This is a genomic window from Lysinibacillus halotolerans, from assembly GCF_003711845.1.
Taxonomy (GTDB): domain Bacteria; phylum Bacillota; class Bacilli; order Bacillales_A; family Planococcaceae; genus Ureibacillus; species Ureibacillus halotolerans.
Map to the genome: position 1 here is coordinate 1 of NZ_RHLQ01000059.1, position 15,845 is coordinate 15,845.

The following is a 15,845-nucleotide window of genomic DNA, read 5'->3' on the forward strand; positions in this document are numbered from 1 at the left end:
TTGCACGTATCACCTTTCATTGCTTGTTTCTCGACAATTCAAGTATATAGAAATCGGTGATTACGTGCTTTTTTATTTATGAAATTTTTTTAAACCCCAACAAATATTATAGAGCCAAAATTAAAAGACCTAAGCCCGGTAGAATACCGAACAAAGGTCTTGGAAGCCGCCTAACAAAATATGTCTAACTTTTTTGGGTCAGTTCATTAATTAATATAATGGGAGAGGTTTTTTCATTTTATTACAGTCCATCTATGTTGCATAGGATAGTAATTCATCCTTTACAAAGTAAATCGATAAAAGTTCTTCCGTTAATTGATCCACGGTTTTTTTATTTGTCAGTAATAGCGTAAAGGTTAAACGCTCAATAGAACCTACTAAGCTTTGTGACACAATATGTATATCCATCTGTTCTAACTTACTAAAATACTGTTTTTGTTTCTCTAAAATATATTCAAACTTTTCAACTAATCTTTCTTTCACTAAATACGACCCTTCCGATTGATACAATCCTATTTTCGTCAATAATGGATTTTCAGAAAAATATTGTAAAAGGTTTCCGATTACTTGATGAAAATGGGCTTCATTTTGACCCGGCTGTTCTTCAAAAAGGCGAAATAAATCGACTTGGAATTGTTCATTTAAATCAATAAATAAAGAATCTTTACTATCAAAGTATAAATAAAATGTAGGTTGAGTCACATTGGCTGCTTTAACAATGTCACTAATTTTCGTTTGATAATAACCATTTGATGCGAAAAGTTCAATCGCCTTCTCACGTAGTAATTGTTTGCTTCTTTCACCGTTTGAATTCACTTTTCTTCCACGCGCCATTTTACCTAATCCACCTATCCTATTAAAATACTTACAGACAAATAATGATTCCAATCTTTAGCAATATTATATAATAGTTATAGAGGATAATAAAGACTTTAGACTTATATAAAATTACAAAAGTTCTATTTAAATATTTGATTTAATTATCGCTTCTAAAATGTATTAGTCCAATTAACCTAAAATAAACATAAAATAAAACGCCTTTTAAAAGGCGTTTTATTTTATGTTTATTTTATGACGTTTTAAAAACTTTCTTTTTAATAACAGCCAAGAAATCCTTCATTTCTTTTATTCCCAACAAGAAATAAGAGCCTACCGTAATGACAACAAATATGAATACTCCAACGATAAATGTTATCCATTTACTATCGAATGTGAAATACTTGCTTGATAAATAAAGAACAATACCTATCAAAATAAAGGAAGCAATTGATTTTAATAAATTAGAATTTTTATCCGAAATAAGTTTTAAACTATATTTAAAGTTCGCATATATCATTAACATGATTGTATTCGTAACAGAACTTATAAACGTTCCCCATGCTATCGCACTAACTCCAGATCCTTCAGCAAATAAATACATAACCGCAATATTGACTACAAATACATTGATAATACTAAAAATGACTGGAGCCATCGAGTCACCTTTTGCATAATAAAAACGAGTTATATATGTATTAGCCGCTAAAAAGAACATGGATAATACAAAAATTTGTAATACTGGTGTCGTAATAGCTGTACTTTTCTCAGTAAATTTTCCATATTCAAAAATGACTTGAATTAAATTTTCTCCATAGAAGAAAGAATAGATTGAAACAGGTATTAAAAGTAATAATAAATAATGTAACCCTCTACTATATAAACTTTTAATGGATGAATGATCATCTTCGGCTTCTTTTCTACTTAATATCGGATAAATAACTGTCGTTACAGCTGTTATTAAAATTGCTTGTGGAAATTGGGTTAATCGAGAAGCATAGTTCACAACGGAAATAGCATTTTCTCCTAGGCCAAGTAATCCAACGAAAAAACGTTGCAACATAGCATAAATTTGTATCGTTCCCCCGCCTATTGCAATCGGGACAACCATTAACCATAATTCCTTTGTTGTTTGATCCTGCTTAAAGGAAAGACCAACTTGGTAGGTATCCAATTTTCGGTATCCAATAATAAGGAAATAAATCATAACAATTGCACTTGCAAAAGCACTGATACCATAGGCAATAGGTCCAACGAATAATGATAATCCTACTGCTATAAGTAAAAAACTTATATTATAAATTAATATTGAAATACTAGATAAATGAAATTTATTATGAACATTTAATAATCCACTATACCAAGATGCTAAACATAACAGAATGGAAGAGGGCATCATCCAATAAAATAGATGCTTCGATAATTCGAAACCTTCTCGACTTATTTCAAACCCTGAATCACGGTAAAATAAATTAATAATTGGTTCTGTAAAAAATAGAACTATCAGTGTCATGACAGACACTGAAATAAGAACAATAGTAAAAGATTGTTTGACAAATAATGCTTGGTTCGTTGACTTTTTATTATAAAGGGATATAACGGCAGTCGTAAAAGCCCCACCAATTACTAAATATAAAAAATTAGGGAAATTATAAGCGGTAAAAATACTATCAGAGGCATAGGATACCCCATATTGATAACCAATTACCATTTCCCTCAGGAAGCCGAATAGTCGAGCAGCAATATTAATAATTGCAACGGCTCCAACAATTTTTAAAAATTTATTCATGAGTTGGAACCACCTTTAACCGTTGATTCGTAGAGATTAATCACTGTTTTTGTAATTTCTTTCACATCGTGAAGATGCAATATTTCCTTCGCTGCTTCTTCATTGTAATATTGTTCTTTTGGCGTATGTAAAGCCCGAATCATTTCATCCGTTAATGCCCCAGGATTTTTAGCTTCAACTAGATGGCCTGTCCCATTCTCTAATAAAGAAACGAGACCGCCAACACTGGAAGCAATAACAGGTGTACCAGATGCGATAGCTTCCAATGCTACTAATCCGAACCCTTCTATATGGGAAGGTAATACAAATACATTACTTGCTTGGAACCATTTCACTAATTCCTTTTGTTCTAACGGGTCAACTAATACAACGGTGTCATCAATATAAGGTTGAATTTGATGAATGAAGTTGCCATCCCTTCTTGAACCAATGAGTACTAATTTAACTGATTTTCCGGTTCTTTTCTTTACTTGTTGAAATGCTTGCAACAATTCTTCTATACCCTTTTGTTTAATGACATTTCCTACAAATAAATAAATAAAATCGTGTTGATCCAGTCCTAGTTGTCCTCTTACTAATGAAAGATTACCAGGCTGGAACACTTCCCGGTCAACTCCCATACTACAAACAGTAATTTTATCGCGTGGAATTTTATATTCTTCTTCTATTTGCTTTGCCAAAACGGGACCGACTGCAATAATAGCGCTACTTTCTTTTAATATGCTTTCAGTCCATTGACGTATTTTTGCATTTTTCTTTGCCATTCGTTCAATATCCCCACCGTGGGCTGTAACAATATAAGGAATATGAAATATTTTTTTTAAAAGTAAAGAAAACATTCCTGATGGAAAAACATAATGGGCATGGGTAAGGGATATTTGTTTCCGATATTTTATCGCTTTCTTAATAATATTTACTCCCCATTTACAGTACTTTACAATCGTTTTCTTTCTTCCTGTTTCAGGATCTTGGTTAACCGCTACGATTACATCTAAATCTTCATTTCGAAGGGCTTCTACCTGGTTTTTTACAAATATCCCAAAAGATAAATGTTTACTAGAAGGATACATGTTACTAATTACGAATATTTTTTTCATCAGTCCTTCACGCCTTTTCATCAATTCTTTACATACTTTTACACAATTATTGAAAACAACTTAATATTTTCCTTATAAAATAAACATGTCTCTGTTTTCTTTATGCTTTATTAATACATAATAAAAATCTTTGGGACAACTTTAAAATTTTTTCATTAAATTTCAAAAAACTGTAATATCAGTTTACTAGCCTTATTTTTTTCTGTCCAACGTGTGCTAAGGCATTACTTTTCCTAAATATGTATAATGTTTAGAGAATGTAATAATTACCCACAATATGATTAAGATTAAGAAAGGAATTTTCAAATGCAACTTACCAAGCAAAACTTATTTTCAAAAGATTTCCTTCAAATTTTCATTTTATTAATTTTTACATTTGCTGTACTTGCACTCCCATCTAAAGTAACGATTATATTAACAACTTTAGTTTTTATCATTTTCGCTTTTATAAAACCTTTTGAAAGTATTTTATATTTAGTTATTTATGTAGCGATTCGTCCATTTTTGATTGAAGTCAATTCCGGTATGAAATATATCGGTGACATCATTACGTTTATTTTATTAGTAAAATGCCTTATTTCAAGTAAATTTGATATGAAGAATTTATTAAAATTTAAATTATTTGAATGGGCATTCTTTATCTTTTTACTATTCGGTGCGTTAATCGGCTATTTAAATGGGGTTAGTGTTGGAGCAATTTTATTCCAAGTCCGTACATTTATCATTATGTACTTTATTTATTTCTTCCTCTCTAGAAGTCAATTACCAATCAACTTTATGGCAAAGTTAGCCTGGACAGGTGTAGGTTTAGGTTGGTTATTAGCATTGCATGGTATTATTGAAAAAATTTCTATACGCCAATGGTTACTACCTTACAACTGGAAACATATGGCGCTATCTCCGGAGAATATATCTAGAATTTATGGATTAGTAGGAAATCCAAATTCATTAGCACTTGTTTTAATGTTTTGTATTATTTCCGTTTTTGTATTAAAGCATTTGTTTAAAAACAATGAATATAAAATTTCCTTAAATATAAGTCTCGTGCTCTTTATGGGGATCTTTATTCTAACGTTCTCTAGAGGAACATTGATATCTGCCGTTGTATTAGGAGTCACTTACATTTTATTATCTAGACAGTTCTATTTAATTAAACAAATTGCAATTAGTTTAATAGCATCTGTTCTCCTCGTTTACTTCCCTATCATTGGAGGGGTGAATTTAGCTCAATCAATGGGTGTAGAAGCGCCGGAAGGAATTGCTGGTGGTATCGGGGAACGTTTTAATCAAACAATCGATGAAAAAAATATTGAGCTTATGGTTTCCAATGGGCGAGTTTTTTATATAACAAAAGGGTTCGAAATTTTTAGTGATCATCCAATCACAGGGACAGGATTCGGTACTTTTGGAGGTGCCGCTACCCTTTCCTACGGATCACCTATTTACGAGGACTATGGAATCGATTTATCGATTTATTATAATAATAAAATCTATTCCGATAACCAATATATTCAAATTATCGCTGAAACCGGATCAATTGGTGTCATTTTATTTGCGATTTTCTTAATTTCCATGGTAATACTGTTTTGGAAAAGAAAGAATACAAGTTTCGGGCAATTTATGATCGCATTATGGTTATCTACAGGATGTTCAGGAGCTTATTATAATATTTGGGAATTAAAAATTTACACTTTAATCTTCTTCATTATTTTAGGAATATTTGCTGTACAAAATAAACTATATAAACAATACTCATTGAATTAAACAGCTTTGGGATCATTTCCCAATTAAACGTAAAAAGACACTTATGAAGAAAAGGAACAGTTTAACTGTTTCTACTTCTTTCAATAAGTGTCTTTTTCGTCTTTTTGCCATTTAAGCGTTAGACAATCACAAAGTGTGACAAAGTATAAGTATATATTACAGTTAAATGATACATACTGCAATGTTTACGAATTTCCTCTATTAATCTCCTGATATTTTCCCTAATACTGTTCCATATGAAATTTTTAAAATCCCATTGTTGTTATATAACATATTATGATATTATCTTATTATGAAAATTGAGAATATTTAAAAAGGGATGGGGGTACTATAAATGGTTACATTTTTAGTATGTATCGCGATTTTAATCGTTGGCTATTTTACATATGGCAAATACGTTGAAAAAGTATTTGGTTCTAAATCAGAAAGACCTACTCCCGCATACGTGAATGCGGATGGTGTTGATTATGTTCCAATGTCAACTTCAAAAAATTCATTAATCCAGCTACTAAATATTGCGGGGACAGGCCCAGTGTTTGGACCTATTGCAGGGGCACTTTATGGTCCAGTCGCATTCATTTGGATTGTCGTAGGCTGTATATTTGCCGGCGCTGTACATGACTACTTAACAGGCATGATTTCTATCCGTAATAAAGGGGCACACGTACCAGAATTAGTATCGAAGTTTTTAGGGAAATTTATGAAGCACGTTGTAAACGTTTTCGCATTGTTACTTTTATTGTTAGTTGGTACTGTTTTCGTTACATCACCAGCAATGTTAATTAATAATTTACTAGATGGAAAGGTAGCCCTTGCAGTTATTTTAGGCGTTATTTTCTTCTACTACATTTTAGCAACGTTATTACCGGTGGATAAAATAATTGGTCGTCTTTATCCATATTTCGGTGCGCTATTAGTTCTTTCAGCACTAGGTGTAGGAATTGGATTAATCGTAACAGGTGCACCGATTCCAGAGTTAAGTTTTCAAAATATGCATCCTAATGACTTACCTATTTTCCCACTATTATTCTTTACAATTACTTGTGGGGCTTTATCTGGATTCCATGCTACTCAAACACCTATTATTTCTCGTACAACACAAAATGAAAAACAAGGTCGTAAAATTTTCTATGGCATGATGATAGCAGAAGGAATTATCGCTATGATTTGGGCCGCAGCAGCTATGAGTTTATTTGATGGCTATGGTGGTTTAAACGAAATGTTAGCTGCTGGAGGACCTGCAGCAGTAGTAAGTGAAGTTTCACTATTAATGATGGGTTCTATTGGCGGTACATTAGCTATTTTAGGAGTTGTTATTTTACCGATTACATCTGGGGATACAGCGTTCCGCGCAGCACGTATGATCATTGCAGATTATTTTAAATTTGGTCAATCAAAATTATTAAGCAGGCTATGGATTGCCATTCCTTTATTCGTCATTTCTTACGCATTAACGAAAATTGACTTTAATATTTTATGGCAATACTTCTCCTGGGCAAACCAAGTAACAGCCGTTATCGCCCTTTGGGTAGGAGCAATGTATTTATTCTTGGCGAAAAAAAATCATTGGATCGCTACAGTGCCAGCTTCCTTCATGACAGTAATGGTCATTGTCTATATTTTATATGAACCTACAATGGGATTCGGTATACCATTAAACGCTTCCTATATTGGAGGAATTGTGGCAACGATGGCCATTGTAGCTATTTTCTTCAATGCAGCCCATAAAAAACGTGGAACGTCCTTCCTATTGGACGAAGACGTCTCGCGATTTAATGTAAATGAAATGAAATAAAATAATAACACCTTCACCATGTATGAATAAAATACATCTTGGTGAAGGTGTTTTCATTTACTTTGATTAAATCATTCATAAGAATATGTCCCACATTTACAATAAATTTCTCCAACGAAATCAACTAAATAGTATCCTTTATACTTTATGTTGTTTTCGAACAGAATGTCTCACTACTTCAACTAAAAAGCGTGGTAAAGCTAGTTGTCGTTTAAATCGCTTCGGTTCTTTTAACAGCCGATATAACCATTCTAAACCTAGCTGTTGGAAAATGACCGGAGCTCTTTTTACTGTACCAGCCAATACATCAAAGGATCCCCCAACTCCCTGGAAAATCGTTGGATAAAGCTGATTACGATATTGGTTAATCCAATTTTCTTGTTTCGGGCTACCCATTGCAACAAATAATATGTCCGGTTTTGCTTTATTTATATTCGAAATGACTTTTTCCATATTATTTTCATAGCCATCCTGCGTTCCAACAACTTTAATAGTAGGGTATAACTCTTTTAATTTTTTTGCTGCCTGATCTGCTACGCCACATTTACCACCGTATAAAAAAATGGATTTGTCTTGTTTGGAAGCCTCTTCACATATACGCATCATCATTTCAACACCGGTTACACGTTCATGAATGTTTCCTTTTTGGATTTTCGATGCAATAATTACACCTATTCCATCAGGAATTTGAATTTCAGCATCATTAAGTAATTTTTTTAATGATTCATTGTCTTTTGCATTCATAATTTTTTCAGGGTTGATTGCAACAATTAATGTTTTTTCTTTCCTCTCGATTCGGCTGAAAATTTCTTTAATAAGTCTATCGTACTTTTCAGTATTAACTTGAATTCCAAGTACTTTTTCCTTCATATTTGCACAACCGTCCTTTTAGACAAAGGAGGCAGCTAAACGAAATTACTGCCCCAATGTGATGGTTTGGTAGTTTTTCATCTATTCTTCGCATCGCCTAATAAATAATATTGAAAACCTGCATTTTGCCAAACTTTCCGATTCAAACAATTTTTCGTATCAAATACAATTTTATGGTTTGTCGTAATGGTATGTGGATCAAAAGTTTTAAATTCATTATGATCTGTTAAAACTAAAAGAATATCCGCATCCCTTGTAGCTTCCTCTAAATGTTGGGTTTGTGTCACATGATTATTTTCTTTAATATGCGGATCAAAGGATACAACTTCCAATCCGAGTTGTTGTAAATAATCGATAACAGCAATCGAAGGGCTTTCACGTATATCATTTACGTTTCCTTTAAATGCTAAACCTAAAACCGCTACCTTTCCGCCTACAATGTTATTTTCATCTAAGATAGACAATGTTTTTTGCGCAGTATAGGCTGGCATACTATCATTTATATGTCGTGAATGATGAATAATCTGTGCATTATCCCCACCTATTTCCACAAGAAACCATGGATCTACGGCAATACAATGACCACCTACGCCTGGTCCAGGGAAGTGAATATTGACCCTTGGATGTAAGTTGGCAAACTGAATCGCTTCCCAAATATTGACCCCAATATTATCTGCAATTTTAGAAAGTTCGTTAGCAAAGGCAATATTCATGTCGCGATAAGTGTTTTCCATCACCTTCACAAGTTCTGCCGTAGTGACGTTAGTTAAATGAATTTCCCCTTGGACAAAGCATTCATATAATTCCTTTGTTAACTGGGCAGATTTTTCATTAATCCCACCAACAATACGATCATTATTTACTAATTCCTCAAAAATTTTCCCAGGTATAACTCTTTCAGGTGAATGGGCCACATAAATGTCCGTACCGATTTCGAATCCTGTTTTCATCAATTCAGGAATCATAATATTTTCAACAGTTTTCGGTGGAACTGTCGATTCTAAAATAACTAAATTTCCCTTCTTAACATAAGGAACAATCGATTTAGTTGCTTCTTTTACATAATCGAGATTTGCTGTTTTATTTGGATTAATTGGTGTCGGAACAGAAATGATAAATGCATCTGCTTCTTGTGGCGTAGTAGATGCAGTAAACATTCCTTCATCTATTGCTCGGTCCAGCATTTCTTGAAGACCTTGTTCTTCAATGTGTAATTTTTTTTCATTAATATTGCGAACAACTGATGGGTTTATATCTACACCATGTACTTTCATACCATAGTTTGAAAACATTACTGCTGACGTTAATCCAATATACCCTAACCCAACGACACAAACTGTTTTTGTCATCATAGCCCACTTTCCTTCCATATAGAGAATAGTGCCGATTTATCTCTAAATCACACTAAAAATAAAGATGAAGTTGGAATTATCCATTCCTTTGTCAAAAACTTGCATAATAGTATACAAATCAACTTTAATTTTTAGAAGACCAGGAAGGAAAAAGTGGTTTGAACTTCAAATCGTCCACTTTATTTATGCATCCTCTTCCTAGTTCTATCTTTATTATTTCAAAAATTTAAACCAACTTATTCAACCCCATTCTATCTTCTCTCTTTTCCTTTTGTATTAATCTTTTTACAGTAGGCTTGATTAACTTTATTTTCTCATTTCAACATAACAATCTCTACATTCTTAGAATTTCTTAATATAGTTTTTACAGTTTTAACATTTTCAATAATTGGAAATACTAGGGTAGAGGAGGGAGTTATAATGAAAGGATTAAAACAATTATCAATATCGAAGGAAGATTGGTTATATGGAATAGTCGGTTCAGGGATTGTATTAGCCATTATTCAATTATTTATATTGGTTTCATAATGTCCATGAATCCATTGATAAAAGAAAGCACCTTTGATTTTAATCAAGGGTGCCTGTTTTGTGTTGTACAGATGTACGTTTATTATGAGTATGAGTGTATAAAACAGTGATTATATTTACTACTTCGTTCCATTCCATTTCATTTTTTCATCTAATAATTCATAAAAACGTTTTTCATCACGTGCTTCTAATGCGTGATCAATTAATCGATTTAAATTTTGTTCTTCTAAAAGACGAATCATTTTTTGAACTTCCGACTCCTCTTTATCACTTGGAGGTATATTTAAAGTGTCTTCATTATTTGATGCCTTTTCCAAAATAGGACTTAAATGTTCGTGTACATTGGATATAAGAAGTAGCTGGTATAATGGTAAACGAATAAAACGATTTCCTCTTTGGAAAACGAAAATTTCTGAAAGGTTTTCTATTTGTTTCGTCTCTAAATCAATAATCATTTCCTTACCTTCAACAGGAACAAAATGATACAGCTCGTCATCCTTTACAATTGAGAAATATTGATAAGCAAACACTAAACGTAATGTCTTTCCACTAACTTTTGTATAAAAAGGCTTCATAAACTGCACTTGAATCATTCTATCCCCTCCCAATTAAAAATTTCCTTTACTCTCATTACCGGTGAAACAATATAAAAGAAGCTGAAAGCGATTGCATACTATATTGGAATAGAGAAGCCATACCCACTTAAAAGAATTACAAAGGAAGCTGTTTTTTCTGTTATTCTAATATACGAATTCATTCCCTTATTAATGCTATAGTCCCCATACTTTTCTTGTTTCAAACTTGCTTTTATTTACTAAATTTATCGATTTTTGTCGTCTCGTTATTGACAGATTATAAATGAGCCATTCTTAACGCTTCAGAAAAAAATTTATTTTATCCATCATTTAAAAATTTTATTGAGGAAATTTTATATATTTATCCTTTTACTTATCATTCCTATCTTTTCAAGTTATAATGAAGGGAAAGACTTTTTTAGCGGATATGTATTCACTTCCGCATAAGAAAAGACATCGATTTGTTTTCAAAATGGAAAATAAATTGTGTATTTCTAAGGGGCGATGATATGGTGTTATCGGTTTCAACACTGGCACGTGAACAAAAAAAATTTATTATAGATCAATTAGAACATATTGAACATTCTTTACATCCATCCGTAACGGAAGATGAAGAGCTAATACGTCGAGCATTATTTGCGGTTCGAAATAAATCCGTTACCTTTGAACGGTACGTACCAACTACTTCAACTTTATTTACAACTGTACAAGATGTCAGACCAACCCATGTTACCGTTCATTTCCAGGAGGGAAATATTCAATGTAACTGTCCTCAGGAAGATTGGTGCCGGCATAAAATAAGTGTTCTTTTATCTCTTTACCAATACATTGATTCCGTACAAGATTGGACTTCAAAATGGCGTTCCAAAAAAAGCGTGAATTTACATTTGTTAGCTTCCGAACGTACACCTGAAAGTTGGCTAGCGATGGTAAATGAAGTGATGTCCCATCAATTACAAGAGGGTCGTCAAATCGAAAAATATCTCATCTCGAACATTGCTGAAAATGCCCAGTCAAAACTGAAGAAACATACGCCATTTGAACGAGAATGGCAACCTATTTACAACCTTTTTATTGAAATCGCTATTTTAAACAAACTATGGCAACATATTTTAGAATCCCAATCAAATATCAATAGTGATTATTTTGAATATTTCTTTGATAGAAGATTTGAAGTGATTCAAAATACGATTCATGAAATTTCAGGGAAATCTCGGCTTTTTGCTACGGATCCGTTTTTTGATGCCCTCCAAGTATTAGTTCGGGAATTACTCCTTGAGCGAAAGCATCACATTGGTAGAAGATTAAATATTTATTTATTGTTTTGGGATACCATTTTTATAGAAAAAAGAAGGGCTGAAGAAGAATTAAGCATCCTTCACCAATATGCTGAAGATGCTAAAAAAAATACAAATACGAAATTAAGTGATGACGTTCCCCTTCCAACAGTTTTAAATGTTTTCCACATAATATTAAAAGATTATGATTCATTAAAAAATAATTTAACAACCATTCAACCGAAAGAAATGAACATTTATTTTGGTCTAGCGAAATTTTCTTATTCAAGAAACGAAGAAAGAGCATATGAACTAATATTAAAAGCAATGCTCCCCCATTTAAATGAATATATAAATAATTACCTATTACCTTCCCAACGCCAAGTATATGTAAGAAGAGTCCATTCATTATTTGAACATATAAACTTAACGGAACAGGAAGAACTAATGTTATTTTCAGCCTTTGGAGTATATGGGGTACAACCATATTCCCAATATTTATTAAAGGTAAAAAGGTACGAGGAGTGGGCGGCACTTCATCAGTTGTATCCTTCTTCTATTTCCTATTTGGAAACTTGTGGATTAAAGGAAGTTTTAGAAGTTGCTCCTGAGGTAACATTGCCTTTGTATCATTACTATGCGCTAGAAGAAGTAAATCAAAAATCAAGAATGAATTATAAACAAGCTGTTCGTATTTGGAAAATGATGAAATCAGCAGCAAAAAAATGTGGTAAAACTTACTTTTGGACAGACTATATTCAATCTATACGTGAACAATATAAACGTTTACGAGCATTGCAAGAAGAATTAGAGAAAGGAAATTTACTGGCATGACGGAAATTCAACTAACACCTTTTACGAAAACAATTCGTGTCACTTTTGAAGAACTGCAACCAGGTTTCTTTTCTGTCATTGCGTTCCATGAAGATGGTTCACCTATACCGCCGTCCAACTGGTCTCACCAATTGTTTTATCGTTATGAGCCAAATTGTTTTGGTTTAAATGCAAATTTCGGTGAACATGGAATTCATGTATCTTTAGTAGAACTAGTTGAGTTAATCTCACCATCTTATAAACATCCTTTTATTCAATTAATGGGAACAAATGATAAAACTAAAAAACTACTCGCTTCCATAAATGCTGTTCAATTACTGTGGAACAATAGTGCTTTATGGGATTACGTAATTTTAACTGAAGATGATTCCAATAACATTACATTCTCCTTTCAATTGCCACAAAATTTTATGGAAGATGATTTTGTAAAAAATGCTTATGGTGAAATAGAGATTCAATTAGCTGAATGTGAATCCATTTTAACGACTGCTGTTCAACAAAAATTAGCCTATGCAGGGTTACTTGCTAATGATATCCCCACTTTATTACCATTTTTCAGTAAAGGTGGTTGGCCATTAAACAAAGATCGATCCATAGGTGATGTTAAGGTAGCTTTACGATTACGGGAACCAGAAGAAAGTTCCTCACAATGGCTACTTGAAACTGTATTAAGTTCGAAAAAAACGTTAAAGGTATGGGCACCTGCTGTTCGTAAACGCCATTTACCAATTGAAAGAGCTCTACCTGATAAGTGGTTGCCTTATGCCCAAGAAATTAAAAACATGCAAAATCAAATGTTAGAGCTAATGGATTTAAGTAGTTATAACGTAGACTCCGAATCTTTTATACATATTATGTTAGAAGATAAGGATGTACGTAATTTACTACGGGGAGATTTTGCTAAGTTAGGTGCCCTTGGATTTGAAATCATCTTACCGACTTGGTTAAAGGAATTAAAGCAAACGAAAATGCGCGTTCGTGTAAGTGCAAGTAATCAATCACAAAAGTCCGTAGCAGGATTAGATGATATATTATCCTTCAACTGGCAGCTTTCCTTAAATGGAGAACAAATATCAGATGAAGAGTTTCGAAAAATTGTGGATGAAAGACGGGAGTTTGTACGTATCGGTAATGAATGGTTCCGTTTAGATGCCAATTGGATGCAGGAAATTCGAGAATTGATGGACAAGGCTGAAGACGAAAATTGGACAGTACGTGAATTGTTATTCCGTGAATTACCAGATGAATTTACAGCACTAGAAGGAGAAGAAGAGGATATAGAAAGAGATGACCCTTTATTTGCCTTTGAAATGCAACGTTCATTAAAGGAATATGTGGATCAACTTCAACATAAAAAAGGGTTACCATCCATTTCGCCACCGAAAGGTTTACATGCAGAATTGCGTCCTTATCAACAGGAAGGATTTGAATGGCTATCCTTTATGCGAAATCAGAATTTTGGTGCTGTATTAGCTGACGATATGGGTCTTGGTAAAACTGTACAGCTCATTAGTTATCTTTTATATACGTATGAAACTTTGGAGGAACAACTACCAACTATTATTATTTGCCCAACTTCCGTTTTAGGGAACTGGCAAAAGGAATTAGTTCGCTTTGCTCCTTCATTAAAAGTCCATACCCATTATAGTTCATCACGAATAAAAAAAGATTCGTTCCATCAAATGATCATAAAAGAAAAACCAAATGTTATCCTTTCAACTTACGGTACTATTTCACAAGATATCGAGTTTCTACAAGAAATCCATTGGGCAACCGTTACATTAGATGAAGCCCAAAACATAAAAAATATGCAAACATTACAATCTCGTGCGATTCGTAAATTAAAAGGAAAACATCATATCGCTTTAACAGGAACGCCGATTGAAAACCGTCTTTCCGAATTATGGGCGATATTCGATTTCATTCATAAAGGATATTTAGGCAGTTTCGGTAAGTTCCAAGAGCAATTCATTGTTCCCATTGAACGAGAAGAATCAGAGCGCCATAAACAAATTTTACGGACTAAAATCCGTCCTTTCTTATTAAGACGAACTAAAAATGATCCGGATTTAATGTTGAATTTACCTGATAAACAAGAATCGAAGGAATTTTGTGCTTTAACGAGCGAGCAAGCCGCGCTATATGAAGGTTATATTGAAGACACGATGGCTCAACTGAATACAATGTCCCCTTTTGAAAAGAAAGGTCGGATTTTACAAATGTTGAGCAATTTAAAGCAATTATGTAATCATCCAGCTCTCTATTTAAAAGAGCCTTTTGACGAAGCAAAGGTAATGTTAAACCGTTCCGTTAAACTAAAAAGAATCGTTCAATTAGCTGCTGAAATCGTAGATAATGGCGAGCAATGCTTAATTTTCACCCAATATATCGGAATGGGCCATTTACTTCAACATTGTTTTTCTGAGCTATACGATATCGATGTGCCCTTCTTAACGGGAAGCATGCCTAAACAACAAAGGGATCAATTAGTGGAAGGATTCCAAGCAGGAGAGTTTCCTATCTTCTTATTATCGTTAAAAGCAGGGGGAACTGGATTAAACTTAACAGCTGCTAACCATGTATTACACGCAGATCGTTGGTGGAATCCCGCTGTAGAAAATCAGGCTACAGACCGGGCTTACCGAATTGGACAAACTCAATTTGTTCAAGTTCATAAATTTATTACAATTGGTACGATTGAAGAAAAAATCGATAAAATGATAGAGATAAAGTCTGCCTTATCTGAAGAATTAATTCAATCAAGCAATTGGTTATCCGAATTACAAGAGGATGAATTGATGGATTTACTTATGTTAGATACAAAAGAAAGCACCATTATTTAAGTAAGTGGAACTATTGAAAATGCATTTGAATAAAACAATTGAAAGAGGCTGGGACAAAACTCTCCTCTAATTAAAAAAAGCCGTTGAAATTTTACAATGAGGTAAAATTTCAACGGCTTTGAATTTTTTACAATAAAATAAGGATCTCTTCTGATAAAATTAAGTTACCACACAAAACTATATCGAAAGAAGGATCCTTATGTTTAAAGATTATAACATGAATCAACTCGTTTTGCCTTTAGATTTAGAAGTAAAATTACAAAATAATGATATTGCTTTCCATATCCATCATCTAGTTGAAAGTA

General features: G+C 33.0%; 10 protein-coding genes. 4 read left to right on the top strand and 6 right to left on the bottom strand.

Translation table 11 applies throughout. The annotated features are described in order from the left end of the window. Window positions 1-252: 252 nt before the first annotated feature. From EC501_RS16375 to EC501_RS16385, 3 genes are all read right to left on the bottom strand, one after another. Window positions 253-834 carry a TetR/AcrR family transcriptional regulator gene (locus tag EC501_RS16375; protein ID WP_122973421.1) on the bottom strand — a complete coding sequence of 194 codons (582 nt, stop codon included), beginning with the start codon at window positions 832-834 and terminating at the stop codon, window positions 253-255. 235 nt (window positions 835-1,069) lie between these two features. Then, window positions 1,070-2,605, bottom strand: a complete 1,536-nt coding sequence (gene murJ, locus EC501_RS16380; protein WP_122973422.1) for a murein biosynthesis integral membrane protein MurJ — start codon at window positions 2,603-2,605, stop codon at window positions 1,070-1,072. Then, window positions 2,602-3,702 (bottom strand): glycosyltransferase, encoded by a 1,101-nt coding sequence (locus tag EC501_RS16385; protein WP_158599735.1) that lies wholly within the window; start codon window positions 3,700-3,702, stop codon window positions 2,602-2,604. The genes murJ and EC501_RS16385 overlap by 4 nt, the downstream gene beginning before the upstream one ends. Window positions 3,703-4,008: 306 nt before the next feature. On the opposite strand from EC501_RS16385, the gene EC501_RS16390 reads away from it, so the two are divergent. Then, on the top strand, window positions 4,009-5,466 hold the full coding sequence (locus EC501_RS16390) for an O-antigen ligase family protein (RefSeq protein ID WP_122973424.1): 1,458 nt from the start codon (window positions 4,009-4,011) through the stop codon (window positions 5,464-5,466). 334 nt (window positions 5,467-5,800) lie between these two features. Continuing rightward, window positions 5,801-7,261, top strand: coding sequence for a carbon starvation CstA family protein (locus EC501_RS16395; RefSeq protein WP_122973425.1), 1,461 nt, complete (start codon window positions 5,801-5,803; stop codon window positions 7,259-7,261). Window positions 7,262-7,399: 138 nt separating this feature from the next. Here EC501_RS16395 and EC501_RS16400 read toward each other — a convergent pair whose 3' ends face one another. The 3 genes from EC501_RS16400 to EC501_RS16410 form a co-directional block, all read right to left on the bottom strand. Beyond that, window positions 7,400-8,131 carry a WecB/TagA/CpsF family glycosyltransferase gene (locus tag EC501_RS16400; RefSeq protein ID WP_122973426.1) on the bottom strand — a complete coding sequence of 244 codons (732 nt, stop codon included), beginning with the start codon at window positions 8,129-8,131 and terminating at the stop codon, window positions 7,400-7,402. A gap of 77 nt (window positions 8,132-8,208) precedes the next feature. Then, window positions 8,209-9,480, bottom strand: coding sequence for a nucleotide sugar dehydrogenase (locus EC501_RS16405; RefSeq protein ID WP_122973427.1), 1,272 nt, complete (start codon window positions 9,478-9,480; stop codon window positions 8,209-8,211). Window positions 9,481-10,130: 650 nt separating this feature from the next. Further along, the gene (locus tag EC501_RS16410; protein WP_122973428.1) at window positions 10,131-10,604 is read right to left on the bottom strand and encodes an IDEAL domain-containing protein; all 474 of its coding nucleotides are present in this window, start codon (window positions 10,602-10,604) and stop codon (window positions 10,131-10,133) included. A 491-nt stretch (window positions 10,605-11,095) separates the two neighbouring features. Here EC501_RS16410 and EC501_RS16415 point away from each other — a divergent pair, with 491 nt between their 5' ends. Further along, window positions 11,096-12,697, top strand: coding sequence for a hypothetical protein (locus EC501_RS16415; RefSeq protein WP_122973429.1), 1,602 nt, complete (start codon window positions 11,096-11,098; stop codon window positions 12,695-12,697). Further along, window positions 12,694-15,540, top strand: a complete 2,847-nt coding sequence (locus tag EC501_RS16420) for a DEAD/DEAH box helicase (protein WP_122973430.1) — start codon at window positions 12,694-12,696, stop codon at window positions 15,538-15,540. The genes EC501_RS16415 and EC501_RS16420 overlap by 4 nt, the downstream gene beginning before the upstream one ends. Window positions 15,541-15,845 lie beyond the last annotated feature (305 nt).